Raw genomic sequence first — 26,079 nt, 5'->3', positions numbered from 1 at the left:
TTGTTCGCATCTATGCGTTTGAATACTTGCAGTGAATGCATAAACTCACATCATGAGTCTCACCGACATCCCCATCAACACCATCGACGGCGAACCGACCTCGCTCGCCGCCTTCGACGGCAAGGTCATCCTCGTGGTCAATGTGGCCTCGCGCTGCGGGCTCGCACCGCAGTACGAAAAGCTCGAGCAGTTGCAGGAAACCTATGGTGATCAGGGGTTCACGGTCATCGGCATCCCGAGCAACCAGTTCCTCCAGGAGTTGAACTCGACGGAAGCGATCAAGGAGTACTGCTCGACGACCTGGGGCGTCACGTTCCCGATGATGGAGAAGGTGCGGGTGAACGGCCGTTCGCAGCACCCGTTGTATGCCGAGCTCACGAAGACACCGGATGCGACCGGCAAAGCCGGCAAGGTCAAGTGGAACTTCGAGAAGTTCGTCATCACTCCGACCGGTGACGTGCACCGCTTCCGCCCCCAGGTGGAGCCGGACGCGCCGGAGATCCTCCAGCTGATAGAGGCATCGCTTCCCGTCGCCTGACGGCGGAGACGAGGCGGACGCCATGAGTGCGTCAGGGCTTTCCTCACCGACGGTCGCGCGATTCGAGCGCGTCCTGCGTCAGCGGCGCGCGATCGATGCCGAGGATGCGCATTCGCTCGCCGCGTCGATGGGCGATCTGCTGACGGCGCGATCCGACGCCGGCGCCGACGACGAGCACGACCCGGAGGGGCCGACCCTGTCGTTCGAATGGTCGAGGCTCGATGCCGTCCAACGCGAAGCCGCGGCCGATCTGCACGCGGTCGATGCCGCGCTGTCCCGGATCGCGGAAGGCACGTTCGGAGTCTGCACCCGGTGCGGGGGGCCGATCGGTATCGACCGCCTGAACGCCCGTCCGACGGCTGACCTGTGCATCGAGTGTGCACGGTCTTCGGCCGTCTGAAGTCGGTCGAATCGCACCGAACCCCGCCCTGGGCCCGCCCTCGGATTGGGGTAGCTGAAATCGGCCTGTTCCCTCGCTTTGGGGTCACCGTGCCTACACCCCGTTTCCCTAGACTCGCGGTATCCCGTACCGGAGAGTCCGGATCGGTCGTGCGTGTGGGGAGGCCAGGCGATGAGCACATTGATGACAGAGTCGGCTCCTGTCGCCGGCTGGTACGAAGATCCCCTGTCCCCGTCCGCGGTGCGCTGGTGGAATGGCCGGGGCTGGACCGAGCACACGCAGGCTCCGGCTGCTGCGGTCTCCGCCCCCAGCCCGGGGCGCCCGAGTTTCCGCGAGAGCACCCCCGCTGCGGCAGCTCCGGCCGCGACAGCCTCCCCCCAGGGTCGCAACGAGTACGTGCCGATGCGTGGCCACGCCGACGGGCACGATCGAACGTCGACAGCCGCTCCCGCCGCCCGCGACTGGCTGCGTCCCACGCACTGGAGCACTCCGGGTGTCTGGGCAATGAGTTTCACTCCGTGGTTCTCGGTTGCCATTGCGTTCGTCCTCGGCGTTCTTGTCGCTGTCGGAGCACGCTGGTACGTGCTGCTGGCGGCCGTTCTGCTCATCCCCCTGCTGTGGATCGCGTTCGCGGTGCGCGACCGCCGTCGACTTCTCGAGCTCGGCTATGACAAGCGGCCATCGTGGGCCTGGGTCCTGCTCAGCCCGCTCGCGTACCTCATCGCCCGGGGAGCGCGCGTGCATCGCGTCTCAGGTCGGGGATGGGCTCCGTTGTGGGTTCTGCTCGCCAACATCGCGCTCGTCGCCGGTGCCGACTTCGGCGTGTCGATGGTCGTCCAGGCGGCCGTGTTGCCGCAGCAGATCCATTCCCTCGAGTCGACGATCGCCAGCGATTACGCAACCCACGGAGTTGCTGCGAAGGTGACCTGCCCGACGTCGGGCGTCAGTCTCGAGCCGGGTGCGTCGTTCCAGTGCACTGCTGCTGACCCGATCGGCCGGACCGAGTCGATCGCAGTCCGCGTCTCCGCAGCGGGCCGGGTGTCGTATGCGCCCGCGACGGCCACCCCCGGCTTCTAACTCGTTCGACTAGCCAGGGCTGCTCAGTGCATGCTGTGAGCGGCGCGGTAGACCGCCTCGGTACGTGAGGACGCACCGACCTTTCTGAGGATGCTCGAGACGTGCACGCTCGCGGTCTTGGCGCTGATATACAGCTGCTCGCCGATCTGGCGGTTGCTGAGCCCCTGCTCGATGAGGGCGAGGACCTGCAGTTCACGGTCCGTCAGACGTGTCGGATCGAGCTCGCCACGTGAGCGCCTGACCGGGTCGTCGTCGAGCTCGAGTCCGGCGTGCGCGGCGAAGTCGTCTATCCAGCGCGTGATGAGGCCGAGTCCGAGCCGCTCGGCGTCGCAACGAGCGATTCGGGCGGCGTCCTCAGCCTCCGCTCGGTCGCCCTGCGCAGCGAGAGCCTGGGCAAGGCGGAAGCGCGTGTACGGGCGCAGGTGTGCAGGTGCTGTGCCGACGTCGACCGCCAGGCTCGCGGCATCCCATGCCGCAACGGACGACCCGTCGTGCCGGTCACCGCTGAGCTCTGCTTCGACCACGGCGCGCCACTCGGCCGCGGTCGGCCAGTCGGCGAGGTCGGCCAGGACCGCCCGAAGCCGCTGTTCTTCGCCGGCTGAGTCGATCGTCGGATCGACTTTCGCGAGTTCGACGAGGATGCGCGCGGCTATCCCCAGCAGTGGCAGGTCGTAGGCGGGCATCCGGCGTCGCGTCGCGGAGGTGATCGCACCGGCGTCGCTCCAGGCGCGTTGCAGGTCGCCCTGGGCGAAGGCGGTCTCAGCCGCAACGCGTGCGAATCCGAGCCGCGACTGCATTTCGAGCTCGGCCTGGACGATCATTCCGGAACGCCAGCCGCGCAGCAGTTCGTCGGCTTGTGCGGGATCGCCGCGCCACAGGGTGAGCCAGAGCTTCATGCGCTGGAGATGCACCCGGAACCCCGGAGGCGGATCGAGGGCGAGGGCCGGATCGAGGAGCGCCTCAGCCGTGTCGAGCCGCCCGGCAGCCAGCAGAGGCTCGACTGTGTTCGACGACAGCATCACACCCGACGTGCGTTCGACGCCGCGCTCGCGCGCCTGCTCGGCACCCTCCTGAGCGAGGGCGATCGCGTCGTCGTACCGGCCGAGGAGGTTCAGCACATCGGAAGCGTTGACGAAGTAACGCAACAGCGACCCGCCATCGTCGCCGGCGAGCGTCCTCGCCTGATCGAGATCGGCGAGACCTCCAGCGATTTCGCCGTGGCCGACCCGGGCGACGCCGCGGACCGTCGCCGCGATCGACATCCGCTCGGTCGCGCCGCCCATGCGTGCCTTCTCGTAGGCGAGCGTGGCAGTCTCGATCGCCTCGTCGTACCGTGCCTCGAGCATCAGTCGACTGGCGAGCTCTCCGAGCAGCTGCGCTCGCAGCTCGTCGTCGGAGTCGTCGGGAAGCAGCTCAAGCGCCTGCTGGAGGAGCTGCGCCGACCCCGGACGACTGAGGTTTGCGAGGTACTGGGCCTTGTCGCGGAGCAGTCGCGCGTAGCGTGCGCCCGACGCATCCGGGCCCTCAGCGATCGCCACGTTCACCATCGACAACGCCCGATCGCTCTCGCCCGCGTTACGCAATGCGGACGCGGTCTGGGCCAGCAGTTCGACCCGGCTTCGGCCTGCCAGCTGCTCCGCCTCGGCGACCCTGTCCCACAGTTCGATCGCGCGTTCGCCCATCGCCGCAGCAGCTCCGTACGCGTACGAGACGCGCGCCTCTTCCATCGCCTCGAGTGCCGTCACGAAAGCGCGGCCGACATCGTGCGCCGCCATCCAGTGGTAAGAGATCTCGCTCGCGGACCGGGGACCGCCCCGGCCGGCTTCGAGCGCCTCGGCATAGCGGGTGTGGAATCGCGCGCGCTCCCCCGGAAGCAGGTCGGCGTGGATCGCCTCGCGCACGAGGGCGTGGCGAAACGAGTATTCGTTGTCGTCGGTGGTGAGCACGTTCGCGATCACGGCTTCGCGCGCAGCCGCATCGAGCTCCTCCGGCGTGCCCGTGAACACAGCGGCGAGAAGTTCGTGATCGACACAGCCCCCGCCCGCGGAGATGAGCCGCAGCACGTGCTGCGTCGGCTCGCTGAGCCTCTCGTAGCGAGCGAGCAGCAGCTCCCGGAGTGTTTCGGGCAGGTCGTCGCCGGTACCGAGATGGTCGATGCCGATCAGTTCTTCGACGAAGAACGGAACCCCTTCGCTCAACTGGTAGACCCGGTCGACTGTCGCCGCATCGGCCGGGCACCCGAGGATCTGCTCGCACTGGGCCGCGACCTGCGATCGGTCGAGTCGCCCGAGCTCCCAGCGGACGACCCGCCTCGTGCGCTCCAGCTCAGGCAGGTAGGAGCGCAGCGGATGACCGCGCAGCACCTCGTCACTGCGGTAGCTCAGCACGATCAGGATCTTGCCGCCGGCGAGCATGCGGATGAGGAATCGCACGAGTTCGAGGGTGGCGGCGTCTGCCCAGTGGATGTCTTCGATGAGGATCACGAGCTGGCTCTCACGAGAGACGTTCTCGAGCAGCACGGTGACGAGTTCGTAGAGGCGCTCAACCCCCGTTCGCGCAGGCATGCCCTCGATCGATCCCAGTTCGGGAAGCAGCACGGTCAGAACACCGCGACTCGGACCCGCGGCGTCGAGGAGTGCTTCGATTCCGATCTCGTCTGCCAGCTGCCGGAGGATCCCGGTGAAGGGAGCATACGGAGCGCCGTCTGCGCCGAGGTCGACGCTTCGACCGGTCAGGACCAGCGCTGAACGCGATGCCTCGGCGCGGAACTCGTCGAGCAGGCGCGTCTTGCCGATGCCGGCCTCTCCCCCGAGCACGACGGCCCGCGGGACGCCCGCGGAACTCTCTGCGAGCTGTTCACGAAGCATCTCGAGATCGGGTTCGCGCCCGATCATCGAAGGGCTTGCCGCCGGTGACTTCATAGCTTCATCGTGCCACGAGCCACCGACGTTCGAAGGGGGTTTCTTCACCCCCTTCGCCGACGGCGGAATCGCTGTCACCGGACCATCGCGTGGAGCTCCCTGCGCGCTTCGGAATCGACCAGCGGTGCCTGCTCGTCGCCGGCGGGAACCGGCGGAGCCGACGCCAGAATCGTCTCGACGGTCACCGTCTCGGGTATCGCCGACGCTTCGGGCGCGACGACGACATCGGCGCTGCGGCGTGCCCTGCGGGTGGTCGTGCGCTGCTCTTTCGCAAGCGCCTTCCGCTCGGCGATGACGCGGCGAAGCTCGATCTCGCGCGCCTGCTCGGCCTCGGCATACGCGTTGAGCCTGCGTGCGGTGAACTCTTCGGCGAACTGCATGATCTTTCCCCTGTCTTAGCTTCCCTGTGCCTTCAATACTGGTTTCTAAGGTGGGTGCCCAGCATCGGGAGGATGCCCTATTTATCCCCTCGACACCGGCCGGTAGCAGGGGAAAGCTGGGGTAATGGCCTCAATTATCGAGCACACCCCTCCGTACTACGTCGGCTACTTCGTCGGGAGCCTCTCGAAGAACTCCGTCAATCGCGCGCTGGCCCTCGCACTCATCCGCCTTGCACCGAGCGAACTCGAATTCACCGAGATCGTCATCAAGGAACTCCCCCTGTACAACCGCGACCTCGACGGGCACTTCCCCCAGGAAGCCATCGAATTCAAGGCGTCCATCGCCCGCCAGGATGCGCTGCTGTTCGTCACCCCCGAATACAACCGTTCGATTCCGGGAGCACTCAAGAACGCGATCGACTGGGCGAGCCGACCGTACGGTGAGAACGTCATCGCCCGCAAAGCCACAGCGGTGATCGGCGCCTCCCCCGGCGCCATCGGCACCGCCGTCGCTCAGCAGGGCCTCCGGAGCATCCTCAGCTTCCTGAATGCGCCGCAGATGAATTCGCCCGAGGCCTACATCTCCGCGCGTCCAGGACTCATCACCCCTGAGGGCGAGGTCACGAATGCGGGCACCGAGGACTTCCTCCGCGCCTACATGGTGGCGTTCTACGAGTACATCGAGCGGGTGCTCACGGTCGTCCCCAGTCCGGCCAGGGGCTGAGGGTCAGCGTCCGCCCGCCAGCTTGCGGCTCCGCTGCTCGACGGCCGGCGCACCGTACGGGTAGTCCTCGGTCCGCGGGCTGCTCACTTCGTCGAGCATCCGCAGCTCGTCGTCCGAGAGCACCAGGTCACCGGCGCCGAGGTTGTCGGCGAGCTGGTCGACCGTGCGGGCGCCGAGGATGACCGAGGTCACCGCCGGGCGGGTGAGGAGCCACGCGAGCGCGACCTGCGACGACGAGGCGCCGTGCGCCCCGGCCACCTGCGCCACGGCGTCGATGACCTCCCACGTGCGCGGATCGGCATTCCGCTTGTCCCATGCCTCCATGCCGCGCTTCGGGTTCTCACCGAGCCGCGTAGCCCCCGTCGGAGCCTGGTCCCGCACATACTTTCCGCTCAGCCAGCCTCCGGCGAGCGGGGACCACGGAAGGAGACCCAGACCGGCGTCGATCGCCGCGGGCACGACCTCGTGCTCGATTCCGCGCACCAGGAGGTTGTACTGGGGCTGCACCGTCACCGCGGGTGCCCATCCGGTCGACCGTGCGACGTGGGCGGCTTTGGTCAGCTGCCAGCCGAGGTAGTTCGAGAATCCGTAGTAGCCGATCTGGCCGCGGGTCACGGCGTCGTCGAGGAAGCGCAGGGTCTCCTCGATCGGCGTCACCCCGTCCCAGGCATGCATCTGGTACAGGTCGATGTGCTCGACGCCGAGCCGGCGGAGCGACGCCTCGAGCGCACGGCGCAGGTGGGTTCGGGACAGACCGAGGTCGTTCGGGCCGTCGCCCATCGGGAAACGCCCCTTCGTCGCAAGCACGAGGCGTTCCGCGGCTCCCGGATGCGCGGACAGCCAGTGACCGATGATCGATTCCGACCGGCCCCTGCTGTAGACGTCTGCGGTGTCGATGAACGTTCCTCCGGCGTCGACGTAGCCGTCGAGGATGGCGTGGGACGCCTGTTCGTCGGCTTCCGCTCCGAAAGTCATCGTACCGAGAGCGAAAGCGGAGACGACGGCACCGCTGGTTCCGAGAGTTCGATAGTCCATGCTTCGACGCTAGACCCGGATGCGCGGATCGCCCAGGGTCCGCCGGCCGGTCAGTTCGCGTCGTAGGCGGCCCTGAGCCAGTCGAAGACCTCGTCGTCGACCTGGGCGGGTCCGTGATCCGGACACGGTGGGTGACCATCGCGTTCCAGCTTCCCGCGGGCGTGAAGCGTTTAGTGGACTCGACGCCCTTGCGCTTGACGAGAGGTGCCTAGGCTGGAGAAATGGTCACCGGATCGCCGCTGCGCATCGTCGTGATGTCGGACACGCACATACCGCTGCGGGCCCGCATCCTTCCTGACTCGCTGTGGCGTGCGGTCGATGACGCGGACGTCGTCGTCCACGCGGGCGACTGGGTCGATGTCGCGACTCTGGATGCCCTCGAGGCGCGCTCACGACGTCTCATCGGCGTCTTCGGAAACAACGACGGGGACGACCTCCGCAGGCGCCTGCCCGAAGTCGCGACGGCCGAGATCGGCGGCGTGCGGTTCGCCGTCATCCACGAGACCGGCGGTGCCGCGGGGCGCGAAACCCGGATGGAGGCTGCCTTTCCCGAGACGGACATCCTCGTGTTCGGCCACAGCCATATCCCGTGGGACACCACCACCCCGGGCGGACTCCGCCTCCTCAACCCCGGCTCACCGACCGATCGCCGACGCGAGCCCCGTCGCACGTTCCTGACCGCCACCGTTCGCGACGGGGTCCTGGGCGATGTCGAATTCGTGACAGCGGTCTGACCCGGCGGCCGGATCGTCACGTCACCGGCAGCAGGAAGCCGTCGTCGATGAGTCCGCGAACCGAAGGCAGAAGTTCGGCGGTCAGTTCGGCCGCGTCGACCTCGAGGAGCTGTGCGATCGCCGCGCAGATCGCGCCGACCGTCAGATCTCCATCGCACGCACCCACGAGCGCGATCAACGCTGTGCCGGCCTGAACTGTCCGGCCGAAGCCGCCGCCCTGGCGCAGCAGCATGGCCGTCGGGCCCTCGTCTCCCGGCCAGAAATGCCGCTCTTCTGTCACATCCGGCGCGACGGCCAGCCGTGACGACGCCAGTTCGGAGTCCGAGGTCGCTGCCTGCCCGTCGTGGGCGGCGAGCGCGGCGCCGAGATGGACGCCGAGGCCCGCCTCGTTCTCGCCGAGCGAGCCGTGCAGGCGCTCCAGCCTCCGAAGCGTCGGTGTCCCCGCCTCCGGCCGTCGCACCAGCACGTAGCCGAAGCCGACCGAGGTAACGTCGCGCGCGGCGAAGTCGTCGAGCCAGGCGGAGAGGAGCTCGTCGAAGCGGGCCGTTCCGGGCCGTGTCCCGCCGTCGCGGATCCAGGTCTCGGCGTACTCGGCGGCATCCTGCACATCGCGTTCGATCACCCAGACGTCCAGGTCTGCCGCGCCTGCGGTGTCGAGCCAGCCGCGCACGCGATCGAAGGCATCGCCCTCGCCGCGGTACTCCCAGTTGGCGAGGAGCTGCGCGACACCACCCGGCGCCAGGACGTCGGCCACCTGTTCGATGACGGCTTCGACGAGCGCATCGCCGACCATCCCGCCGTCCCGGTACTCGTATTCGGGCACACCGTCGCCGCGCGGGGTGATGACGAACGGCGGGTTGGACACGATGTGGTCGAACCGCTCGCCGGCGACCGGTTCGAAAAGGCTCCCGAGGCGGAACTCGATGCCGGCGACCTCGTTGAGCCGCGCGTTGAACGCAGCGAGTTCGAGCGCACGCACCGAGATGTCGGTCGCGACGACACGATCCGCGTGGCGGGACGCGTGCAACGCCTGGATCCCGCATCCGGTGCCGAGGTCGAGCGCGGACCCGACCGGTGCCTGCAGCATCAGCCCGCTGAGCGTCATCGAGGCGCCGCCGACGCCGAGCACGTGATCTTCGGGCAAGGCATGACCGAGGGCGAGTTCGCCCAGATCGGATGCGATCCACCACTCGCCGGCGCCGCGCGCGTCGACGAAGCTGTACGGCCGCAGGTCGACCAGCGGTACGGCCGACCCGCCCTCCCGCGCGACGAGCCCCAGACCGACCGCCCCCTCGATCGCCAGTCGTGGCAGTGCACGTTCGAGGTCATCGACGGGCACAGGATCACCGAGGACGAACAGCCGGGCGAGGGTCGCGAGGGCCGCCGCTGCGTCCGACGTTCGTGCGTCCGACGTTCGCGCATCCGATCGCCGCCCGTCGAGCGCACGCCGAGCGGGGATGCGCTGGCCCCGGTACAAGGCGCCACCCGCGACCTCGCCCCAGAGCGTTCCGAGCTCGGCGACCGTGAACCGTGCGGCGGTCAGATCGGCCCGGAGGCTGTCGACGGGCGAATCGGTCATCGCACCATTCAACTCCATGCGTGACGCGCCCGTCGGCGACAATGGTTCGATGATCCGCAAACGCGTCGTCATCACCGGTGTCGTGCAGGGCGTCGGCTTCCGCTGGAGCGCACGCGAGGTCGCGCAGCTGCTCGGAGTGACGGGTTTCGCGTTCAACCGGGCCGACGGGGCGGTCGAAGTCGAGGCGGAAGGCGAACCTGCGGCGGTCGAGCGGATGGTCGCCTGGCTCGCCGACGGGCCGCCCGGCTCACGCGTGACCGCCATCGACGTGACGGATCTCGAACCGGTCGGCGGGGGCGGTTTCCGCATCATCGCGAGACAATAGCCAGATGAACACTGCGACGCTGCTCCTGCTCACCCGCCCTGCCGTCACCTCGGCACCCACCAATGACAGCGGATTCGTCGAAGCGAGTGCGGCCGCGCCCCAGGTGAACGTCATGGACCTCGGCATCACGCGTGGGGACGGCTTCTTCGAGACGATCAGCGTCGTCGACGGGCATCCACAAGCCCTGGAGCCCCACCTCGCCAGACTCAAGCACTCGGCGGAGCTCATGGACATGCCCGAGCCGGACACCGACGTGTGGCGCCTGGCCGTGCTCGCTGGGATCGGGGCGCACCAGCTGGAGCACGGCGTCGAGCGGGAGCTCTTCGCAAAACTCATCATGACCAGGGGCGTCGAGGGAACAGGAACCCCCACCGGCTGGGTCTACGTCGACACCGGGGAAGATTTCACCGCCGCCCGCCAGGGTATCCGCGTGGTGAGCCTCGACCGCGGCTACCGCCACGACGTCGCCGAGACCTCTCCGTGGCTGCTGCAGGGCGCGAAGACCCTTTCCTACGCGGTGAACCGGGCTGCGCTGCGCGAGGCTGCACGCAGGGGCGCCCAGGACGTCATCTTCGTCAGCGCCGACGGGTTTGCGCTCGAAGGGCCCACCTCGAATGTGATCGTCCGCAACGGCGACCGGGTCCGGACGCCTCAGACCGATCAGGGCATCCTCGCGGGCACAACGCAGGCGAGCGTCTTCGAGTTCTTCGAATCGCGCGGGATCCGGACATCCTATGAGCACATCCCGGCCGGCGAGCTCGCCGACGCCGACGCTCTCTGGCTCGTGTCGAGCGTGCGCCAGGCCGCTCCGGTCACGAATCTCGACGGCAGGGACTTCCAGGTGGATGCGGACCTCTCGGCCGAGCTGAACACCTATCTCCTCTCGCGGACGCACTGACCGTCCCCGACGCACGCATTCGCAATCCCCGGCACGGGGGGTTGCCGTGTCGGCTCATCGACGTAGGCTGTACGGACTGACGAACCTGCGATCGCGTACGAGGAGGACGACCGTGTCGGAGAACGTGCCAACCAGCCTCGAAGTCCTGCGCCAGCAGGCGCGCGACGAACTGTCGGCCGTGATCGAGTACCGGTGCCGCCAGGGCGACGATCCATGGGAGTTCATTCCCGACCTGCCCAGCGTCGACGAACAGGTCGTCCACACCCTTCGCGAAGAGGCCGTCGAGGCCTACGGACTCGGGGAGGAACGGGCGCGGGCGCACCATCCGACGGCCAGCAGGACCACCCTCGTGCGATTCGAGTACGAGCTGCTCCGCCAGATCGCACTCGATCATCCCGACCTGAGCACGGCTGTCTGGGGCATGCTCGACCGGCTCGACCTTCAGTGAGCGCGGGCCGACACTGACGTTCGGCGCAGCTCAGCCGTGCGGAACTCAGTCGAGCGCGGCCGGATTCTGCACGGGCATCCGGCAGACGAAATCGCGACACGCATAGGCGGTCGGATGCGCATCCACCGCCACCCTGCCCTCGAACAGGTCGAAACCCTCGGAAGCGAACGCGGCGGACTGCTCACCGGTGACCACCGCCACCAGGCCCGACCGCCGACGAACGGCGGAGACGAGGCCGAGTTCGTCATCTCCCGCGGTCACGACCACGAGCTGTTCAGGTTCATCGGCGAGCACCGACATGAGCTCCAGCGCAGCGCCGAAAGCCGTCGGGTTCTCGACGGCCTGGGCGGCCACGACACGCATCCCTTCGCGGGCCGCGCGTTCAAACCGTCGTTCCCCGGTCAGCAGGTAGAGCGTGTGCGCGGCGTCGGAGATCGAGGTCAGGCCCGACGGATACGCGCCCTCCGACGGATCGATGCAGATGGCCATCCCATTGCCCTCGAGCACCGGATCGGAGCCACCGGGGACGCCGAACGGCTCGTCGCCGACCGGGCCCGCCGCCATCGCGAGGTCGACGAGATCGCGCGCTGCGACGGCATACGCCGTGGCGCCCGTGGTGGTCGCGAGCGCGAGGAGGCCACCGGCCAGGCCGCCGTAGTCCTCGAGAGTCGCGTACGCATCCGAGGTCCGGTCGTCGAGCGAGGCGCGCACCAGGGTCCCGTCCGCGCGGCGGTGACGGTCGAGCAGGAAATCAGCGGCTCCCCGTGCGGCAGCGGTCCAGTCCGGGCGGTCGAAAGCGAACCCGGCGCGGGCCAGGGCTGCGACGGCGAGACCGTTCCAGCCGGTCAGCACTTTGCCGTCGACCGGCGGCGGCTCGAGCGTCCGGCGCTCCTCGGCGCTCGCGGCGTAGTAGCGCCCCTCCACCCGCTCACCGTCGATCACGGACTCGGAGTCCTGCGCGGACGCGAACCCGCCGCCGTCGCGGCGCATCACCGTGAGGAGGAAGCCTGCGATGCCGTCAGCGGTGGTCGCAGCCCACGTCGCGCCCGAACGCTGCCAGGCGCGGGTGTAGGCGTCGAGCAGGAGGGCGTTGTCATAGAGCATCCGCTCGTAGTGCGGGTCGCCCCAGTCCCGGCGGGTCGCATAGCGGAAGAAGCCGCCCTCGACGGGGTCGCGAAGCGGCGAGGCCGCCATCCGTTCGAGCGTTCGCGTACCCAGGTCGGCGCCGCGATCGCGGGCGAGAAGGAAACGGAGCGCCGGCGCGATCGGAAACTTCGGCGCGGCACCGAAACCGCCGAACTCGGCATCCTCGAAACCGGCCAGAAGGTCCACTGCGCCGTCGAGTCGTGCGGCCGTCGGCAGGTCGGAGGTCGCCGTCGCTGCGACCGAAGCGGCACGAATCGCCTCGACGACCTTCGCGGCGTTGTCCTCGACCTCCTCCCGGCGCACGTTCCACGCCTCGGAGACGGCGTCGAGGACCTGGTGGAACGAGGCGCGATCGCCCACCGGGACGGGCGGGAAATACGTTCCGGCGAAGAACGCACGACCGCGCGTCGTCGCGAACACCGTCAGCGGCCAACCCAGGTTTCCGGTGAAGGCGCTCGCCGCGGACAGATAGCTCGCGTCGACCTCGGGATGCTCCTCCCGGTCGACCTTGATCGCGACGAAACGCTCATTCAGGAACGCTGCGAGCTCCGGATCGCTGAAACTCTCGCGCGCCATGACATGGCACCAGTGACAGGTGGCGTAGCCGATCGAGATCAGGACGGGGACATCGCGACGCTCGGCCTCGGCGAAGGCGTCGGCACCCCACGGGAACCAGTCGACGGGATTGTCGGCGTGCGAACGCAGATACGGACTGATCGCGGAGGCGAGCCGGTTGGACATGCGCCAAGCGTAGGCCGCCCGAGGGTCGTTGGGCGCGTCAGCGATGCCGCCGGCGACGAGATGTCACGCAGCGCAGCCGTAGTAGCCGTGGTCGGCATCCAGTTCCGGCGCCCAGTCCGGGCGTGGACGGGCGTCGTCGAGCGCGACCCAGTGGCCGTCGACCAGCTCGTACGTCCAGCGCGGGCCGTCCGCGAGAAAGCGCGTCAGCTCCGAGATCAGCAGGTCCACATCCGCGGTCTGCGATCCGACGCCGAAACTCGCGCGGACAGCCGGACCCGTGATGCCGAGACGCTCGAGCAGAGGATGTGCACAGAACTTGCCGTCGCGCACGCCGATGCCGGCCTCGGCCGACAAAGCCGTGGCCAGCAGCCGGGAGTCGACCCCGTCGACCGAGAAGCTCACCACGCCGACCGCATCCACCGCGTCGGGGAAGATGCTGTGGATGCGCACACCCGGGAGCCCGCCGATGCCGGCCACGAGACGGTCGCGCAGGGTCCGCTCATGCGCTTCCCACTCGTGCACGTCGAGTGAGGACAATTCCTGGATCGCCCGCGCCAGCGCTGCGACACCGATCACGTTCGGTGAGCCGGCCTCGTGCCGGGCAGGCCCGGTACGCCAGGTCGTCGACTCGAGACTGACCTGCGTCACCGCACCGCCGCCGCGCAGGTACGGCTCGCCGAAATCGAGCCAGTCGCGGCGACCCACCAGCACGCCCGCCCCGAACGGCGCGTACGTCTTGTGACCTGAGAAGGCGAGATAGTCGACCCCGTCGAACGCGATCGAGACGCGACGGTGCGGAACCAGCTGGGCGCCATCCACCGCGAGACGCGTGCCGCGCCGGTGCGCGATCGTGGCCAGCCTGCGCAGCGGAAGGGTCTCCCCCGTGACATTGCTCGCGCCGGTGACTGCCAGAAGCGCGGCGGGGCGGGAGGCGAGTTCCCCATCCACCCGTTTCAGCGTCTCCTCGATGGTGTCCGCCGCCCTGACTACGCGCGCATTCGCGTTCACCCAAGGAAGCAGGTTCGCGTGATGCTCGATGTCGAGCACGACCGTCTCGCCCGGGACGATCGAGGCCAGCAGGTTGATCGAATCCGTCGTGTTGCGGGTGAAGATCACCAGGTCGTCCTGGCGGGCGCCCACGAAATCGCCGACCACCCGGCGGGCATGCTCATAGGCCGCCGTCGAGATCTGGGATGCGTAGCCCGCTCCCCGATGCACGCTCGCATACAGCGGCAGCACATCCGACACGTGGCGGGCGACCACCTCGAGAGCCGGTGAGCTCGCGGCATAGTCGAGATTCACGTAACGTGTCTCGCTCCCGTCGACGAGGGGAACCTGGAGGTCGCCGCCGATCACCGGGAGCAGCGGACAGTCTGCGGTGCTCATCGTCCGCCCAGGTAGTGCGCGATCGACTCCGACTCGGCGACGGACAGGCGGATGAGCGGGAGGGCCCGCGCGACAGCGAGGTCGATGCGCTCGTGAAGGTCGAGGCTGGAGACTTGGTAGTTGCTGAAATCGGAGTCGTTGGCGTAGACGCCGATGGGAAGGGTCAGCGCCTGGAAGAAGCCGAAGAGCGGCCGGAACTGGTGCTCGATGATGAGCGCGTGGCGGTCGGAGCCGCCCGTCGCAGCCAGCAGGACCGGCTTGTCCACCAGCGCGTACTGGCCGACGAAATCGAAGAGGTGCTTGAAGAGCCCGGTGAAGGAGGCGCGGTAGACGGGGCTGGCAACGATCAGGAGGTCGGCGTTCTCGATGCGGTGCAGCTCGGCCTCGACGGAGTCGGGAAGCTGGTCGCGGCGCACGGCGCCGGCGAATTCGGCGCCGATCTCGGTGACCTCGATGAGGTGGGCTTCGATCGGGAGTTCGCGCCCGAAGGCGGCGACGATCTCCTTGACGAGTGCGGTCGTCCTGCTCGGGGTGTGCAGGCTGCCGGAGACGGCAACGACGCGGAGCGGTCGGGCGGTCGATGGCTGGGACATGAGTAGACGGTAGACCGGGCTCCGGATGCGTGCCACCCGGCCCGACACACTACGTAAACTGCCCGCGTGTTCTGATGCCTCGTCGCACTGGCTTCGTCCCGCCGCACTCGTTGCGTCCCGCCGCACTTCGCTGTACGCGTGCGGTCGATCACAACTAGTGCGGGTGGCCCAGGATGCGACTGTCCCCTCACACCTCGCTACCTCGGCACACCATCCACAGTTGTGCTCGGCACGACCGATTTCGTCCCGCCTCGGGCAAAGCTCGACCTATGGACATCGTCGACGCACTGATCTCGGAGGACTCAGGACTCATTCGTGCCAGCCATCTTCGCGAGAATGGCATCACCGGCGGTCGGCTCGAGTCGGCGCTCCAGGCGCGCGCCCTTGTGCGAGTCCACAGAGGGCTGTACATCCCGGGTCGTCAATGGGCTTCCCTCCAACCGGATGCCCGCTACCTTCTTCGCGTCAGGGCGGTAGCGCTCGCCAGCGATCGCGCACTCGTTTTCTGCCGGGAGACAGCGGCGGCCATCCACGGTCTCCCGATCGTCTCTCCATGGCCGGACACCATCCACGTCGCGACGCCCAATGCACTCGGCGGCAGCTCGCAAAAGATGCTGACCGCCCACACGCACGCAAATCCGGGTCCCACCGTTGCCATCAACGGTCTCACGGCGACCGCCCTCAGCCGCACAGTCGTCGACATGGCCGCGTACAGTCCGTTCGTCGACGCTGTCTCGGTCATCGATGCCGCTCTTCGTCGCAACCCTGACTCGTTCCAGACGGAGCTTGCGGGGGAACTCGAAACCGCGGCCATCGTGCGCGGAGCGCGTCGGGCGAGTCGAGCGATCGAATTCGGAGATGCGCTCGCCGAAAGCCCTGGCGAATCACTGAGCCGGGCCCGTATTCATGAACTGGGCCTGGTTGCGCCCGAACTGCAGGTCGGGTTCGACGTTTCAGGGCACCACTATGTCGTCGACTTCTATTGGCCGGAGACGAACCTCATCGGCGAATTCGACGGTCGCGCGAAGTACACACGGGCTGAGTTCACGGCTGGCGCCGCGCCGGAGGAGGTCGTCTGGCGCGAGAAGAAGCGCGAAGATGCGCTTCGGGCGGCGACGGGGGCACGCGTGGTCAGATGGACATGGGCGACCGCGATGAATCCTCGCTCATTGCGGCGCCTCCTCACGGATGGCGGGGTTCCGCCTCGTAGGCGTTAGCCCGGCTCGCGCACGTGCCCCGTCCGAGCGCACTCGTATATACGCGTGCGCCTGCATCGAACAAGTGCGGCAGGGACGCGGCGGGCGCGGCCGCCTACTCGGGCTGGTCGAGGGCCCGCAGGCGGAACGACGAGTTGAGGTAGTACGCGGCGAGGAGCGCCCAGCCGACGCAGACGACTGCGGCCGTGCCGGACTGCTCCGGCGACGACCCGAGGGCGCCCAGCAACGAGATCAGGGCGAGAACGGAGGCGATACCGCCGATGATGAAGCCCGCGAGCGGCCGGGCGGTCGCGCGCCACCAGGCCCGCGGAGCCGCAACGTCCTCGCCCGGTCCGCGGAACGTGCGCACGCCGACGAAGACGTACAGGAAGTTGAGCGCGAACACGGCGACGAGGTCGACGACCGGCGGCACCAGCCGGTAGATCAGCAACGAGTTCAGCGTGAGCACGATCGCCTCGCCGACCAGGATGTAGATGACCTTGTTGATGGTCGACGTTATGCGCACGTCGCGAGCCTATCTCCGCATCCCGTCGGCAATAGGCAGCCGGCGTCGGCGGGAGCCGACCGTCGGCCCGTCAGTTCACCTCGTTCGGGTGTGCGCTCACGCGGCCCTCCCGCTCGAGCGAGGTGATCGCCGCCACCTCGGCACCGGTGAGCTCGAAGTCGAACACGTCGAAGTTCTCGGCCATGCGCTCGCGGCGGTTGGACTTGGGGAACACGATGTTCCCGCTCTGCAGGTGCCACCGGATGACCACCTGTGCAGGCGTCTTGCCGTGCGCCTCGGCGGGGCCCGTCACCTCAGGCAGCTCGAACAACGGATATTTGCCCTGGCCGAGCGGCCCCCACGCCTCGATGTGGATGCCGTGCTCGCGCGCGAACGCGGTCACGTCCGGCTGCTGGTGCGTAGGGTGGAGCTCGATCTGGTTGACCGCCGGCACGACGTCGGTCTCGGCGAGCAGTCGCTCGAGGTGCGGGACAAGGAAGTTCGACACGCCGATCGCCTTCGCGCGCCCGCTCGCCGCGATGGTCTCGAGCGACTTCCACGCCTGGACGAACGTGCCGCGCTGCGGCGTCGGCCAGTGGATGAGGTACAGGTCGACGTAGTCGAGCCCGAGCTTGTCGAGGCTCTCGTCGAAGGCCGCTTCAGCATCCGTCTGGCGGTCGTTCCACAGCTTCGTGGTGACGAACAGTTCGTTGCGCGGGATCCCGGATGACGCGAGCGCCTCGCCGACGCCCGTCTCGTTGCCGTAGATCGCAGCCGTGTCGATGTGGCGGTACCCCACTTCGAGCGCATCCGTCACGATCCGGGTCGTCTCCGCAGGGTCGACGCGGAACACGCCGAACCCGAGCTGCGGGATCTCGGTTCCGCTGTTGAGGGTGACGGTGGGGACGACGGTGGGGATGCTGTCAGCGGTCATACCCTCAACGCTAAGCGGTCTCGAAGCGCGCCACCAACTCGCGCTTGAGCACCTTGCCGCTCGGCCCGAGCGGCAGCACCTCCAGGATCTCGATCCTCCGCGGGTACTTGTACGCCGCGACCTGTTCCTGGGCGAACGCGATGAGGTCGCCCGGGTCGACGCTCTGGCCCGGCATCAGTGTCACGACGGCCATGATCTCCTGGCCGTGGGTTTCGTGGCTCACACCGAAGACCGCGACCATGGCGACCGCCGGATGCGTGGACAGCACCTCTTCGACCTCGCGCGGGTACACGTTGTAGCCGTTGCGCACGATCATGTCCTTCTTGCGGTCGACGATCGTGACGTAGTCGTCGTCGCTCTTGGTCCCGAGGTCTCCCGTGCGGAACCAGCCGTCGACCACGGCTTCGGCGTTCGCCTCCGGCAGGTGGAGGTACCCCTTCATCAGGTTGTGCCCGCGTACCACGATCTCTCCGAGCTCCCCGCGAGGGAGCAGCGCGATGTTGTCGTCGACCTCCGCGTCGGCGATCTCGACGTCGACGCCCCAGATCGGCTGGCCCACGGTGCCCACGCGGGTCTGCTTGCCCCGGTGGTTGAATGTCGCGACCGGCGACGTCTCGGTGAGCCCGTAGCCTTCGTGGACGTCGATCCCGTACACCTCTTTCATCCGCTCGATGACGGCGACGGGGATCGCGGCGCCTCCGGACATCCCGTACCGCAGCGGTGGCCGCTCCGGGTTCGATTTGGCGGCCTCGAGCAGCGCGATGTACATCGTCGGCACGCCGGTCATGATCGTGCACCGGTGGGCGTTGAGGAGCGCCAGCGCCGTCGCCCCGTCGAACTTCGGAACCAGCACGACGGCGGCGCCCACCCGGAAGCCGAGGTTCATGACGCAGGTCTGCCCGAACGTGTGGAACAGCGGCAGACAGCCGAGGATGCGGTCCTCCGGCGTCACATCGAGCGCACCGGCAGCGAGGGTGTTGACCTGTTCGACGAGCGAGAAGTGGCACCCTTCGGCGCCTTTCGGCTTTCCGGTCGTGCCGCTCGTGTAGAGGATGGTCGCCGTGTCGAACGGGCTGCGCGGCACGTAGGCGTCGATCGGCTCCGCGGCGCGCGCCTCGTCTTCCAGGCGGGCGAACGGGGCCTGGGCGAGCATGTCATCCGGCACCAGCACGGACATCGTCTCGATGCCGGCGATGGCCGCACCTTTCGCGCCTTCCGCGAGCAGCGGCGCAGCGCAGATCAGCAGTTTCGCACCGCTGTCGCGCAGGACGTAGGCGATCTCCTCGCCTTTCAGCAGAGCGTGCACCGGCACCACGACAGCGCCGAGCGAGAGGATCGCATAGTACGCCCGCGGAAAGTCCGGCACATTCGGAATGAGAAGCGCGACCGCATCGCCCGGACCGATCCCGCGAGCTCGAAGCGCCCCCGCGTACGTGAGGGTCTGGTCCCACAGTTCGGCGTAGCTGATCTTCTGGTCTCCGAAGATCAGCGCGAGATTGTCGGGCGACCGTCTGGCCGTTTCGGCGAGGATGGACGCGACCGACATGGTCGCATATCCCGTATTCGTCATATTCTCATGTCTCCGTTGACTCGAGTCGCGCTGGGCGTGTGGATGAACGCTACGCCCGCGCAGGCCCGACGGCAATTCCCTCGTCCGCGGCACGCCGCCTTCGCAGCAAATAGAATGGAAGGCTCATGTCTTCCATGGTCTCCCCCGCCCGTCTGCACTTTCCTCCCGAGCTTCCTGTCAGCCAGAAGCGGGAGGACATCGCGCGCGCCATCCGCGACCATCAGGTCGTGATCGTCGCCGGTGAGACCGGCTCGGGCAAGACGACCCAGCTGCCGAAGATCTGCCTCGAACTCGGCCGGGAGAGCATCGGCCACACGCAGCCCCGACGGATCGCGGCACGGACGATCGCGGAGCGCATCGCCGAGGAGCTCGGCGAAGACGTCGGCGGGCTGGTCGGCTACCAGGTGCGCTTCACGGACCGGGTCGGGGCGTCGACGCGGATCAAGCTGATGACCGACGGCATCCTGCTGAACGAGATCCATCGCGACCGGATGCTGCGCAAGTACGACACGATCATCATCGACGAGGCACACGAGCGCAGCCTGAACATCGACTTCCTGATCGGCTACCTGCGGGAGCTGCTGCCGAAGCGCCCCGACCTCAAAGTGATCGTCACGTCGGCCACGATCGACCCGGAGAGCTTCGCGCGCCATTTCGCGTCCGCCGACGGGACACCGGCGCCGGTGATCGAGGTCTCGGGCCGCACCTTCCCGGTCGAGGTCCGCTACCGTCCGCTCGTCGGCGAGATCGAGGAGGACGAAGACGGCGAGACGGTCGAGTCGTCGGACAGGGATTACCTGCAGGGCATCAACGACGCCCTCGACGAGCTCGCGCGCGAGTCGAGCGGCGACGTCCTCGTGTTCCTCTCCGGGGAGAACGAGATCCGGGATGCGGCGGACGCGGTGCGTGGCCGCAACATCCCCTTCACCGAGGTGCTTCCGCTGTATGGCCGGCTATCGAGCGCGGAACAGCACCGCGTCTTCCAGCCGTCGAAGGTCGCCGGGGTGCGCCGCCGGATCGTGCTCGCGACGAACGTCGCCGAGACGAGCCTGACGGTTCCCGGGATCAAGTACGTGGTGGATGCCGGCACGGCACGAATCAGCCGCTACAGCGTGCGCGCCAAGGTCCAGCGCCTCCCCATCGAGGCCATCTCGCAGGCGTCGGCGAACCAGCGTTCGGGGCGCTCGGGTCGAACCAGCGACGGCATCGCCATCCGTCTCTACTCGCAGGAGGATTTCGAGAAGCGACCGGAATTCACCGAACCGGAGATCCTGCGCACGAACCTGGCGGCGGTCATCCTGCAGATGATCTCGCTGGGGCTCGGCGACATCGCAGCCTTCCCGTTCCTGACACCGCCGGACTCGCGCGGCATCAAGGACGGTCTCGACCTGCTCGCGGAGCTGAATGCGATCGTGCAGTCGAAGGCCGGTGAGCCAGTGCTGACCCGCATCGGACGCCAGCTCGCCCAGCTGCCGATCGACCCGCGGTTCGCGCGCATGGTGGTCGAGTCGAAGCGCCACGGGACGAGCCGCGAAGTGATGGCGATCGTCGCCGGCCTGACGATCCAGGATCCGCGGGAGCGGCCCGTCGAGCGACGCGGGACCGCCGACGAGTTCCACGCCCGTTTCGCCGACCCCACCAGCGACTTCCTCACGCTCCTCAATCTGTGGAATTACCTGGAGGAGCAGCAGAGGGAGCTCTCGTCGAGCGCGTTCCGCCGCCTCTGCAAGACCGAGTTCCTGAATTTCCTGCGCGTGCGCGAATGGCAGGACGTCTATCGTCAGCTGCGTCAGCTCGCAAAGCCGCTCGGGCTGGCCGTGGAGGATCACGACCGCACGAGCGCAGCTCGTTCGGCGCTGGCGGCGCACGATCGCGACGCGACCGATCTGAGCTTCAGCGCGGGCATCCACAAGTCCCTGCTCGCCGGTCTTCTGTCCCACATCGGGATCAAGGATGCGACCGCGAGCACGAGCGGCCGCCCCGGATCGACGAAAACCGGCCCGAAATCGCGCGGCGCCGAGTACATCGGAGCCCGGCAGGCGAAGTTCGTCATCTTCCCCGGTTCCACGCTGGCGAAGCGTCAGCCGAACGCGGTGATGAGCGCAGAACTGGTCGAGACGAGCAGGCTGTTCGCGCGGATGAACGCGGCCATCGATCCGGCGTGGGCCGAGCCGATCGCCGGCGACCTCTGCAAACGCAACTACAGCGAGCCGCACTGGGAGAAGAGCCAGGGCGCTGTCGTCGCCTACGAGCGTGTGACGCTCTTCGGGGTGCCGATCGTCCCCCGCCGACGTGTGCAGTATTCGCGCATCGACCAGGAGCTCTCGCGCGAGCTCTTCATCCGCCACGCGCTCGTCGAGGGCGAATGGGATTCGAAGCAGGCTTTCGACCGGGCGAACCGCGCGCTCAGGGCGGAGCTGCGCGAGCTGGAGGAACGCACCCGGCGACGCGACATCCTGAACGACGACGAAGCCGTGTTCGACTTCTACGACCGGCGCATTCCCGCGGACGTGGTCTCCACCCGCAGTTTCGAAGGCTGGTGGCGCAAGGCACGTGCCGAGACGCCCGACCTGCTGACGATGACCCAGGAGGCGCTGCTCGCCGAGGATTCCACCCCGGTCGACGACGCCGCCTTCCCTCCGGTGTGGCAACAGGGCGACCAGCGCCTCACCCTCCGCTATCGTTTCGAGCCGGGAGCCGAAGACGACGGCGTGACCGTTCAGGTTCCGCTTCCGCTGCTGGCGGGCCTGCGGCCGGAAGGGTTCGACTGGCAGGTTCCCGGGCTCCGGCACGACCTGGTGACCGCATTGATCAAGTCGCTTCCGAAGTCCATCCGGCGCCAGGTCGTGCCCGCAGCCGACTGGGCGAAACGACTGCTCGGCGAACTCGCCGACACCGCCGGGATGCGCGCTCAGGACGGCGAGCGGCCGGCAGCATCCCTCCCCGACACCCTCGCTGCCGTGATCAGCAGGCTCACCGGCTCCCGGGTCTCCGGGTCGGACTTCGACCTCGCCCGCATCCCCGGCCACCTCCGCCCGACGTTCGACGTCATCGGCGAGCGCGGACGGGTCGTCGCCTCGGGCAAAGACCTGCCGGAACTCCAGGATCGGCTTCGGTCACGCGCCCGCGAGTCGGTGGTCCGGGTCGCCGAGGCTCGCACGCCGAACGCGATCGAGCGCGTCGGCCTCACCACGTGGGATCTCGACGAACTCCCCCGGTACCTCGACACCGAGCAGAAGGGTCCGGGCGGGACCGTGAACGTGATCCGCGCGTACCCGGCGCTCGTCGATGAGGGCGCGAGCGTGAGCATCCGCCTCATGGGCACACCCGCCGACCAGGCTGCGGCCATGCCGGGCGGGGCGCGGCGCCTGCTTCTGAACGCCGTACCGTCGCCGGTCGCCTACGTGCAGCAGCACCTGACCTCGAACGAGAAGCTCACCCTCGCCGCCAGCCCGTACCCGAGCACCAAGGCTCTCTTCGACGATTGCCTGCTCGCCGTCGTCGACAGTGTCCTCTACCGGATGAAGCCCGACGGCCAGCTCTTCATGCGCGCGGAGTTCGAGGCGGTGCGGGACCGCGTGTCGGCGATCGTGATGGATGCGATGTTCGAGACGGTGGCGCTCGTCACGCGCATCCTCACCGCCGCCCGGGCCGCGGACAAGGCGATCTCGGGTGCGACGAGCCTCACGTTCCTGTCCGCACTGAACGACGCCAAAGGACAGCTCGCGGGCCTCGTCTACCCCGGTTTCGTCTCCGCGACAGGTCTCGAGCAGCTGCGGCACCTGCCGCGGTACCTGAACGGCATCGGCCAGCGGATGGCGGCGCTCCCGACGAATCCGGCCCGCGATCGCGCCTGGATGACCCAGGTCGAGACCGCCGCGGCGATGTATGCGGACGCCGGTGGGCGCATCCCTCCGGCGCCGCACGCGCCACCGTCGCTGGTTCACGCCCGCTGGATGCTCGAGGAGTTCCGGGTGAGCCTGTTCGCGCAGTCGCTGGGCACGGCTGAGACCGTCTCGGTGCAGCGCATCCGCAAAGTCCTGGAGGGCTGACCCGCCTCCGGTCGGCGCCGAGAATCGCCGGCCGCATCGAGAATCGCCCCTCGGCGAGGTCAGCTCGGCCAGAGGGGCGATTCTCGGTGGAGATGCTGGGCGGCTAGAGGACCTTCGAGAGGAAGGCCCGCGTGCGCTGGTGCTGCGGGTTGGCGAGCACCTCACGCGGGTCGCCGGACTCGACGACGACACCGCCGTCCATGAAGACCAGCGAGTCGGCCACTTCGCGTGCGAAGCCCATCTCGTGGGTTACCACGATCATGGTCATGCCCGATTTCGCTAGCCCCTGCATCACGTCGAGGACCTCGCCGACCAGCTCGGGGTCGAGCGCAGAGGTCGGCTCGTCGAACAGCATCAGCTTCGGCTCCATGGCGAGTGCCCGCGCAATCGCTACGCGCTGCTGCTGACCGCCCGACAGGTGTGCCGGGTAGTGGTCGCCCTTGTTGCCGAGGCCCACCCGCGTGAGCAGTTCCTCTGCGCGCGCGACGGCCTGCGACTTCGACAGGCCCTTCACGTGGATCGGAGCCTCGATGACGTTCTCGAGAGCCGTCATGTGCGGGAACAGGTTGAAACGCTGGAAGACCATCCCGATGTCACGGCGCTGACGCGCTGCCTCCTTCGGCTTCAGCTCGTACAGCTTGTCGCCGCGCTGCTGGTAGCCGACCAGCTGGCCGTCGACCGAGAGCCGGCCCGCGTCCACCCGCTCGAGGTGGTTGATGCAGCGCAGGAACGTTGACTTGCCCGAACCGCTCGGTCCGACGATGCAGAGCACTTCACCGGGCTCCACTGACAGCGAGATGCTCTTCAGCACCTCATTCGAACCGAAACTCTTCGAAACGCCTTCTGCGAGGACCATCGGCGTGCCGCTCATCCCTTGCCTCCCACGTCGTTGCCGTCGATGACCGGCGTCGCGGCCGTGATCGCGATGCCGTCGTTCTTGTCAGGACGCCGGGCCCCGACACCACGCGAGAACCGCTTCTCCAGGAAGTACTGGCCCACCATCAGGATCGAGGTGAAGAACAGGTACCAGATGGATGCGACGATCAGCAGCGGGACGGGTGTGAACGTCACCGCGGAGATGTCGCGCGCGACACCGTAGAGGTCGGTGGTGAGCGGGATGGCCGCCACCAGCGACGTCGTCTTCAGCATCGAGATGACTTCGTTGCCGGTCGGCGGGATGATGATGCGCATCGACTGCGGCACCACGATGCGCCGCATGGTGAGCCCCCAGCCCATGCCGAGCGCGGTGGCCGCCTCCTCCTGCCCGCGATCGACCGAGAGGAGTCCGGCTCGCACGATCTCAGCCATGTACGCAGCTTCGTTGAGTGACAGGCCGATGATCGCGATCACGAACGTGTTGAGCGCGAAGTTGTCCATCAGGACGATCGGATCGTGGAGGATGCCGCGACCCAGCTCGATGGTCGGATAGATCAGGGCGATGAGGCCCCAGAACACGAGCTGGACATAGATCGGTGTTCCGCGGAAGATCCACAGGTACAGCCAGGCGACCGACTTGACGACCGGGTTCGGCGACAGCCGCATGATTGCGAGGATGAGGCCCAGGATGATCGCGATGATCATCGAGATCACCGTCAGTTCGAGGGTGACGAGCGCGGCTGCACTGATGCGCTTGTCGAAGAGGTACTTGCCTACCGTCGGCCAGCCGTAGGCCTCACGGTTGGCGGCGTCGAGCACGAAGAGAACGACGATGACGATCAGAGCGACGGCGATGAGGGTGCGCCAGGGGTGACGCAGCTTGATCGCCTTGATCGGCTGTGAATCGTGGCCGCCGTCCGGCGACGGCACTGTGGCCGCCACCGGACGGTCCTGGTTGCCCAGGGACATTATCGATTAGCCTTTCGACGCGGCGTTGAAGTCGACGGTCTTGACGCCACCATCTGCAACACCCCACTTGTCGAGGATCTTGCCGTAGGTTCCGTCTTCGATCAGCGCCTGGACGGTCTTCTGCAGGACCGGGCCGAAGTCCGAACCCTTGGCGACCGGGATGCCGTACGGCGCGACGTCGAACGTGTTGCCTGCGGTCTGGAGCTTGCCACCGGTCTGCGAGATCGCATAGAGGGTGACGGGCGAGTCAGCGCTCATGGCGTCGACCTGGCCGAGGACGACCGCGTTGGTCGCCTGGTCCTGGGCGTCGAAGCGGAAGACCTGGATGGCCGGCTTGCCCTTGTCGGTGCACGCCTTCGACTTCGCGGGAACCTCATCGGTGTCCTCGAAGGTGGTCGACTGGACGGCGACCTTGAGTCCACAGGCGTTGTCGGGGTCGACCGTCTTGCCCTTGGCCGACGCCCACTGGATGCCTGCCGAGTAGTAGTTGACGAAGTCGACTTGCTTCTCGCGCTCGACGGTGTCGGTGAACGACGACATTCCCATGTCGTCCTTGCCGCCGGTGATGCTGGGGATGATGTTGTCGAACTTCGCGATCGCGTAGTTGATCTTGACGCCGAGCTTGTCGCCGATGGCGTTGGTCAGGTCGACTTCCCATCCGGCGGGGTTGCCGTTGTCGTCCTTGTACTCGTTGGGGGCGTACGTGTCGTCCATGCCTACCGTGATGGCACCGGCCGACTTGATCTTGCTGGGGAGCGATGCCGCGAGCGTCGCGTCCTTCGTCACGCCGTAGGCGTTGCCGCTGGTCGACGGGGAGTTGCTGCTCGACGGGGTCGAGTTGTCGACGCAGCCGGTCAGCGCGAGCGCTGCGATTGCGAGCAGCGCAGGGGCCGCATAACGGGTTCGCATATGAATGTATTCCTTCTCTTGGTGGGGATGAGAATCGCGGTGAGTGGAGCCTACCTCAGCGCTGGCGCTGACAATCAACCTAATTCACGCGTGCAACGCAACTTTTCGCAGAGATTTCCGGCATATTTCGCGATTACTTGCAC

At 67.7% G+C, this 26,079-nt stretch carries 23 protein-coding genes; 10 read left to right on the top strand and 13 right to left on the bottom strand.

Features of this window, described 5'->3' with window-relative positions; all coding sequences use genetic code 11:
* Window positions 1-52 precede the first annotated feature (52 nt).
* The 3 genes from AAYO93_RS05210 (at window position 53) to AAYO93_RS05200 (ending at window position 2,015) form a co-directional block, all read left to right on the top strand.
* Entirely contained in the window at window positions 53-538 is a 486-nt protein-coding gene (locus AAYO93_RS05210; RefSeq protein WP_345763948.1) for a glutathione peroxidase, read from the top strand.
* Between the two features lie 22 nt (window positions 539-560).
* Window positions 561-938, top strand: coding sequence for a TraR/DksA family transcriptional regulator (locus AAYO93_RS05205; RefSeq protein WP_345763947.1), 378 nt, complete (start codon window positions 561-563; stop codon window positions 936-938).
* A 183-nt stretch (window positions 939-1,121) separates the two neighbouring features.
* Window positions 1,122-2,015 (top strand): DUF2510 domain-containing protein, encoded by an 894-nt coding sequence (locus AAYO93_RS05200; protein WP_345763946.1) that lies wholly within the window; start codon window positions 1,122-1,124, stop codon window positions 2,013-2,015.
* 23 nt (window positions 2,016-2,038) lie between these two features.
* Here AAYO93_RS05200 and AAYO93_RS05195 read toward each other — a convergent pair whose 3' ends face one another.
* Window positions 2,039-4,936: a helix-turn-helix transcriptional regulator gene (locus AAYO93_RS05195; protein ID WP_345763945.1), complete on the bottom strand. Its 2,898-nt coding sequence runs from the start codon at window positions 4,934-4,936 to the stop codon at window positions 2,039-2,041.
* 74 nt (window positions 4,937-5,010) lie between these two features.
* On the bottom strand, window positions 5,011-5,316 hold the full coding sequence (locus AAYO93_RS05190) for a hypothetical protein (RefSeq protein ID WP_345763944.1): 306 nt from the start codon (window positions 5,314-5,316) through the stop codon (window positions 5,011-5,013).
* Between the two features lie 124 nt (window positions 5,317-5,440).
* On the opposite strand from AAYO93_RS05190, the gene AAYO93_RS05185 reads away from it, so the two are divergent.
* Window positions 5,441-6,040, top strand: a complete 600-nt coding sequence (locus AAYO93_RS05185) for an NADPH-dependent FMN reductase (protein WP_345763943.1) — start codon at window positions 5,441-5,443, stop codon at window positions 6,038-6,040.
* 3 nt (window positions 6,041-6,043) lie between these two features.
* Here AAYO93_RS05185 and AAYO93_RS05180 read toward each other — a convergent pair whose 3' ends face one another.
* Window positions 6,044-7,075: an aldo/keto reductase gene (locus AAYO93_RS05180; protein ID WP_345763942.1), complete on the bottom strand. Its 1,032-nt coding sequence runs from the start codon at window positions 7,073-7,075 to the stop codon at window positions 6,044-6,046.
* A gap of 221 nt (window positions 7,076-7,296) precedes the next feature.
* Here AAYO93_RS05180 and AAYO93_RS05175 point away from each other — a divergent pair, with 221 nt between their 5' ends.
* The gene (locus AAYO93_RS05175) at window positions 7,297-7,809 is read left to right on the top strand and encodes a metallophosphoesterase family protein (protein WP_345763941.1); all 513 of its coding nucleotides are present in this window, start codon (window positions 7,297-7,299) and stop codon (window positions 7,807-7,809) included.
* A gap of 16 nt (window positions 7,810-7,825) precedes the next feature.
* Here the strand turns inward: AAYO93_RS05175 and AAYO93_RS05170 are convergent, their stop codons facing one another.
* Window positions 7,826-9,388, bottom strand: a complete 1,563-nt coding sequence (locus AAYO93_RS05170) for a DUF7059 domain-containing protein (protein WP_345763940.1) — start codon at window positions 9,386-9,388, stop codon at window positions 7,826-7,828.
* A 16-nt stretch (window positions 9,389-9,404) separates the two neighbouring features.
* Here AAYO93_RS05170 and AAYO93_RS05165 point away from each other — a divergent pair, with 16 nt between their 5' ends.
* The 3 genes from AAYO93_RS05165 (at window position 9,405) to AAYO93_RS05155 (ending at window position 11,059) form a co-directional block, all read left to right on the top strand.
* A complete protein-coding gene (locus AAYO93_RS05165; protein WP_345763939.1) occupies window positions 9,405-9,713 on the top strand; it encodes an acylphosphatase in 309 nt (102 codons plus the stop codon).
* A 4-nt stretch (window positions 9,714-9,717) separates the two neighbouring features.
* Window positions 9,718-10,611 (top strand): aminodeoxychorismate lyase, encoded by an 894-nt coding sequence (locus tag AAYO93_RS05160; RefSeq protein ID WP_345763938.1) that lies wholly within the window; start codon window positions 9,718-9,720, stop codon window positions 10,609-10,611.
* Window positions 10,612-10,723: 112 nt separating this feature from the next.
* Window positions 10,724-11,059 carry a hypothetical protein gene (locus AAYO93_RS05155; protein WP_345763937.1) on the top strand — a complete coding sequence of 112 codons (336 nt, stop codon included), beginning with the start codon at window positions 10,724-10,726 and terminating at the stop codon, window positions 11,057-11,059.
* 45 nt (window positions 11,060-11,104) lie between these two features.
* Here AAYO93_RS05155 and AAYO93_RS05150 read toward each other — a convergent pair whose 3' ends face one another.
* From AAYO93_RS05150 to msuE, 3 genes are all read right to left on the bottom strand, one after another.
* Complete coding sequence (locus tag AAYO93_RS05150; RefSeq protein ID WP_345763936.1) at window positions 11,105-12,946, bottom strand: thioredoxin domain-containing protein; 1,842 nt, start codon at window positions 12,944-12,946, stop codon at window positions 11,105-11,107.
* Between the two features lie 63 nt (window positions 12,947-13,009).
* Entirely contained in the window at window positions 13,010-14,332 is a 1,323-nt protein-coding gene (locus tag AAYO93_RS05145; RefSeq protein WP_345763935.1) for an aminotransferase class V-fold PLP-dependent enzyme, read from the bottom strand.
* Window positions 14,329-14,925, bottom strand: a complete 597-nt coding sequence (gene msuE, locus AAYO93_RS05140) for an FMN reductase (RefSeq protein ID WP_345763934.1) — start codon at window positions 14,923-14,925, stop codon at window positions 14,329-14,331. The genes AAYO93_RS05145 and msuE overlap by 4 nt, the downstream gene beginning before the upstream one ends.
* Window positions 14,926-15,194: 269 nt before the next feature.
* Here msuE and AAYO93_RS05135 point away from each other — a divergent pair, with 269 nt between their 5' ends.
* The gene (locus AAYO93_RS05135; protein ID WP_345763933.1) at window positions 15,195-16,142 is read left to right on the top strand and encodes a hypothetical protein; all 948 of its coding nucleotides are present in this window, start codon (window positions 15,195-15,197) and stop codon (window positions 16,140-16,142) included.
* Between the two features lie 94 nt (window positions 16,143-16,236).
* Here AAYO93_RS05135 and AAYO93_RS05130 read toward each other — a convergent pair whose 3' ends face one another.
* From AAYO93_RS05130 to AAYO93_RS05120, 3 genes are all read right to left on the bottom strand, one after another.
* The gene (locus AAYO93_RS05130) at window positions 16,237-16,647 is read right to left on the bottom strand and encodes a hypothetical protein (RefSeq protein ID WP_345763932.1); all 411 of its coding nucleotides are present in this window, start codon (window positions 16,645-16,647) and stop codon (window positions 16,237-16,239) included.
* Between the two features lie 70 nt (window positions 16,648-16,717).
* Window positions 16,718-17,560, bottom strand: a complete 843-nt coding sequence (locus AAYO93_RS05125) for an aldo/keto reductase (RefSeq protein WP_345763931.1) — start codon at window positions 17,558-17,560, stop codon at window positions 16,718-16,720.
* Window positions 17,561-17,570: 10 nt separating this feature from the next.
* Window positions 17,571-19,130 carry a long-chain-fatty-acid--CoA ligase gene (locus tag AAYO93_RS05120; RefSeq protein ID WP_345763930.1) on the bottom strand — a complete coding sequence of 520 codons (1,560 nt, stop codon included), beginning with the start codon at window positions 19,128-19,130 and terminating at the stop codon, window positions 17,571-17,573.
* Window positions 19,131-19,264: 134 nt separating this feature from the next.
* Between AAYO93_RS05120 and hrpA the strand changes: the two genes are divergently transcribed.
* Window positions 19,265-23,182, top strand: coding sequence for an ATP-dependent RNA helicase HrpA (gene hrpA, locus AAYO93_RS05115; RefSeq protein WP_434056679.1), 3,918 nt, complete (start codon window positions 19,265-19,267; stop codon window positions 23,180-23,182).
* A 103-nt stretch (window positions 23,183-23,285) separates the two neighbouring features.
* On the opposite strand, the gene AAYO93_RS05110 is transcribed toward hrpA, so the two are convergent.
* The 3 genes from AAYO93_RS05110 to AAYO93_RS05100 are packed head-to-tail and all read right to left on the bottom strand — an operon-like array spanning window position 23,286 to window position 25,936.
* Window positions 23,286-24,053 carry an amino acid ABC transporter ATP-binding protein gene (locus AAYO93_RS05110; protein WP_345763928.1) on the bottom strand — a complete coding sequence of 256 codons (768 nt, stop codon included), beginning with the start codon at window positions 24,051-24,053 and terminating at the stop codon, window positions 23,286-23,288.
* Window positions 24,050-25,027, bottom strand: a complete 978-nt coding sequence (locus AAYO93_RS05105; protein ID WP_345763927.1) for an amino acid ABC transporter permease — start codon at window positions 25,025-25,027, stop codon at window positions 24,050-24,052. The genes AAYO93_RS05110 and AAYO93_RS05105 overlap by 4 nt, the downstream gene beginning before the upstream one ends.
* A 6-nt stretch (window positions 25,028-25,033) precedes the next feature.
* A complete protein-coding gene (locus AAYO93_RS05100; RefSeq protein ID WP_345763926.1) occupies window positions 25,034-25,936 on the bottom strand; it encodes an ABC transporter substrate-binding protein in 903 nt (300 codons plus the stop codon).
* Between the last annotated feature and the right edge of the window lie 143 nt (window positions 25,937-26,079).

It is taken from the genome of Diaminobutyricibacter sp. McL0608 (assembly GCF_039613825.1).
Taxonomy (GTDB): domain Bacteria; phylum Actinomycetota; class Actinomycetes; order Actinomycetales; family Microbacteriaceae; genus Diaminobutyricibacter.
The sequence above is the reverse complement of the archived record's forward strand: the minus strand, read 5'-3'. Positions and strand labels throughout refer to the sequence as shown.

Bases quoted from the DNA above. Each gene is read 5' to 3' on its own strand.
- AAYO93_RS05210 (WP_345763948.1), top strand. From the start codon at position 53: ATGAGTCTCACCGACATCCCCATCAACACCATCGACGGCGAACCGACC.
- AAYO93_RS05205 (WP_345763947.1), top strand. From the start codon at position 561: ATGAGTGCGTCAGGGCTTTCCTCACCGACGGTCGCGCGATTCGAGCGC.
- AAYO93_RS05200 (WP_345763946.1), top strand. From the start codon at position 1,122: ATGACAGAGTCGGCTCCTGTCGCCGGCTGGTACGAAGATCCCCTGTCC.
- AAYO93_RS05195 (WP_345763945.1), bottom strand. From the start codon at position 4,936: ATGAAGTCACCGGCGGCAAGCCCTTCGATGATCGGGCGCGAACCCGAT.
- AAYO93_RS05190 (WP_345763944.1), bottom strand. From the start codon at position 5,316: ATGCAGTTCGCCGAAGAGTTCACCGCACGCAGGCTCAACGCGTATGCC.
- AAYO93_RS05185 (WP_345763943.1), top strand. From the start codon at position 5,441: ATGGCCTCAATTATCGAGCACACCCCTCCGTACTACGTCGGCTACTTC.
- AAYO93_RS05180 (WP_345763942.1), bottom strand. From the start codon at position 7,075: ATGGACTATCGAACTCTCGGAACCAGCGGTGCCGTCGTCTCCGCTTTC.
- AAYO93_RS05175 (WP_345763941.1), top strand. From the start codon at position 7,297: ATGGTCACCGGATCGCCGCTGCGCATCGTCGTGATGTCGGACACGCAC.
- AAYO93_RS05170 (WP_345763940.1), bottom strand. From the start codon at position 9,388: ATGACCGATTCGCCCGTCGACAGCCTCCGGGCCGATCTGACCGCCGCA.
- AAYO93_RS05165 (WP_345763939.1), top strand. From the start codon at position 9,405: ATGCGTGACGCGCCCGTCGGCGACAATGGTTCGATGATCCGCAAACGC.
- AAYO93_RS05160 (WP_345763938.1), top strand. From the start codon at position 9,718: ATGAACACTGCGACGCTGCTCCTGCTCACCCGCCCTGCCGTCACCTCG.
- AAYO93_RS05150 (WP_345763936.1), bottom strand. From the start codon at position 12,946: ATGTCCAACCGGCTCGCCTCCGCGATCAGTCCGTATCTGCGTTCGCAC.
- AAYO93_RS05145 (WP_345763935.1), bottom strand. From the start codon at position 14,332: ATGAGCACCGCAGACTGTCCGCTGCTCCCGGTGATCGGCGGCGACCTC.
- msuE (WP_345763934.1), bottom strand. From the start codon at position 14,925: ATGTCCCAGCCATCGACCGCCCGACCGCTCCGCGTCGTTGCCGTCTCC.
- AAYO93_RS05135 (WP_345763933.1), top strand. From the start codon at position 15,195: ATGGACATCGTCGACGCACTGATCTCGGAGGACTCAGGACTCATTCGT.
- AAYO93_RS05125 (WP_345763931.1), bottom strand. From the start codon at position 17,560: ATGACCGCTGACAGCATCCCCACCGTCGTCCCCACCGTCACCCTCAAC.
- AAYO93_RS05120 (WP_345763930.1), bottom strand. From the start codon at position 19,130: ATGACGAATACGGGATATGCGACCATGTCGGTCGCGTCCATCCTCGCC.
- hrpA (WP_434056679.1), top strand. From the start codon at position 19,265: ATGGTCTCCCCCGCCCGTCTGCACTTTCCTCCCGAGCTTCCTGTCAGC.
- AAYO93_RS05110 (WP_345763928.1), bottom strand. From the start codon at position 24,053: ATGAGCGGCACGCCGATGGTCCTCGCAGAAGGCGTTTCGAAGAGTTTC.
- AAYO93_RS05105 (WP_345763927.1), bottom strand. From the start codon at position 25,027: ATGTCCCTGGGCAACCAGGACCGTCCGGTGGCGGCCACAGTGCCGTCG.
- AAYO93_RS05100 (WP_345763926.1), bottom strand. From the start codon at position 25,936: ATGCGAACCCGTTATGCGGCCCCTGCGCTGCTCGCAATCGCAGCGCTC.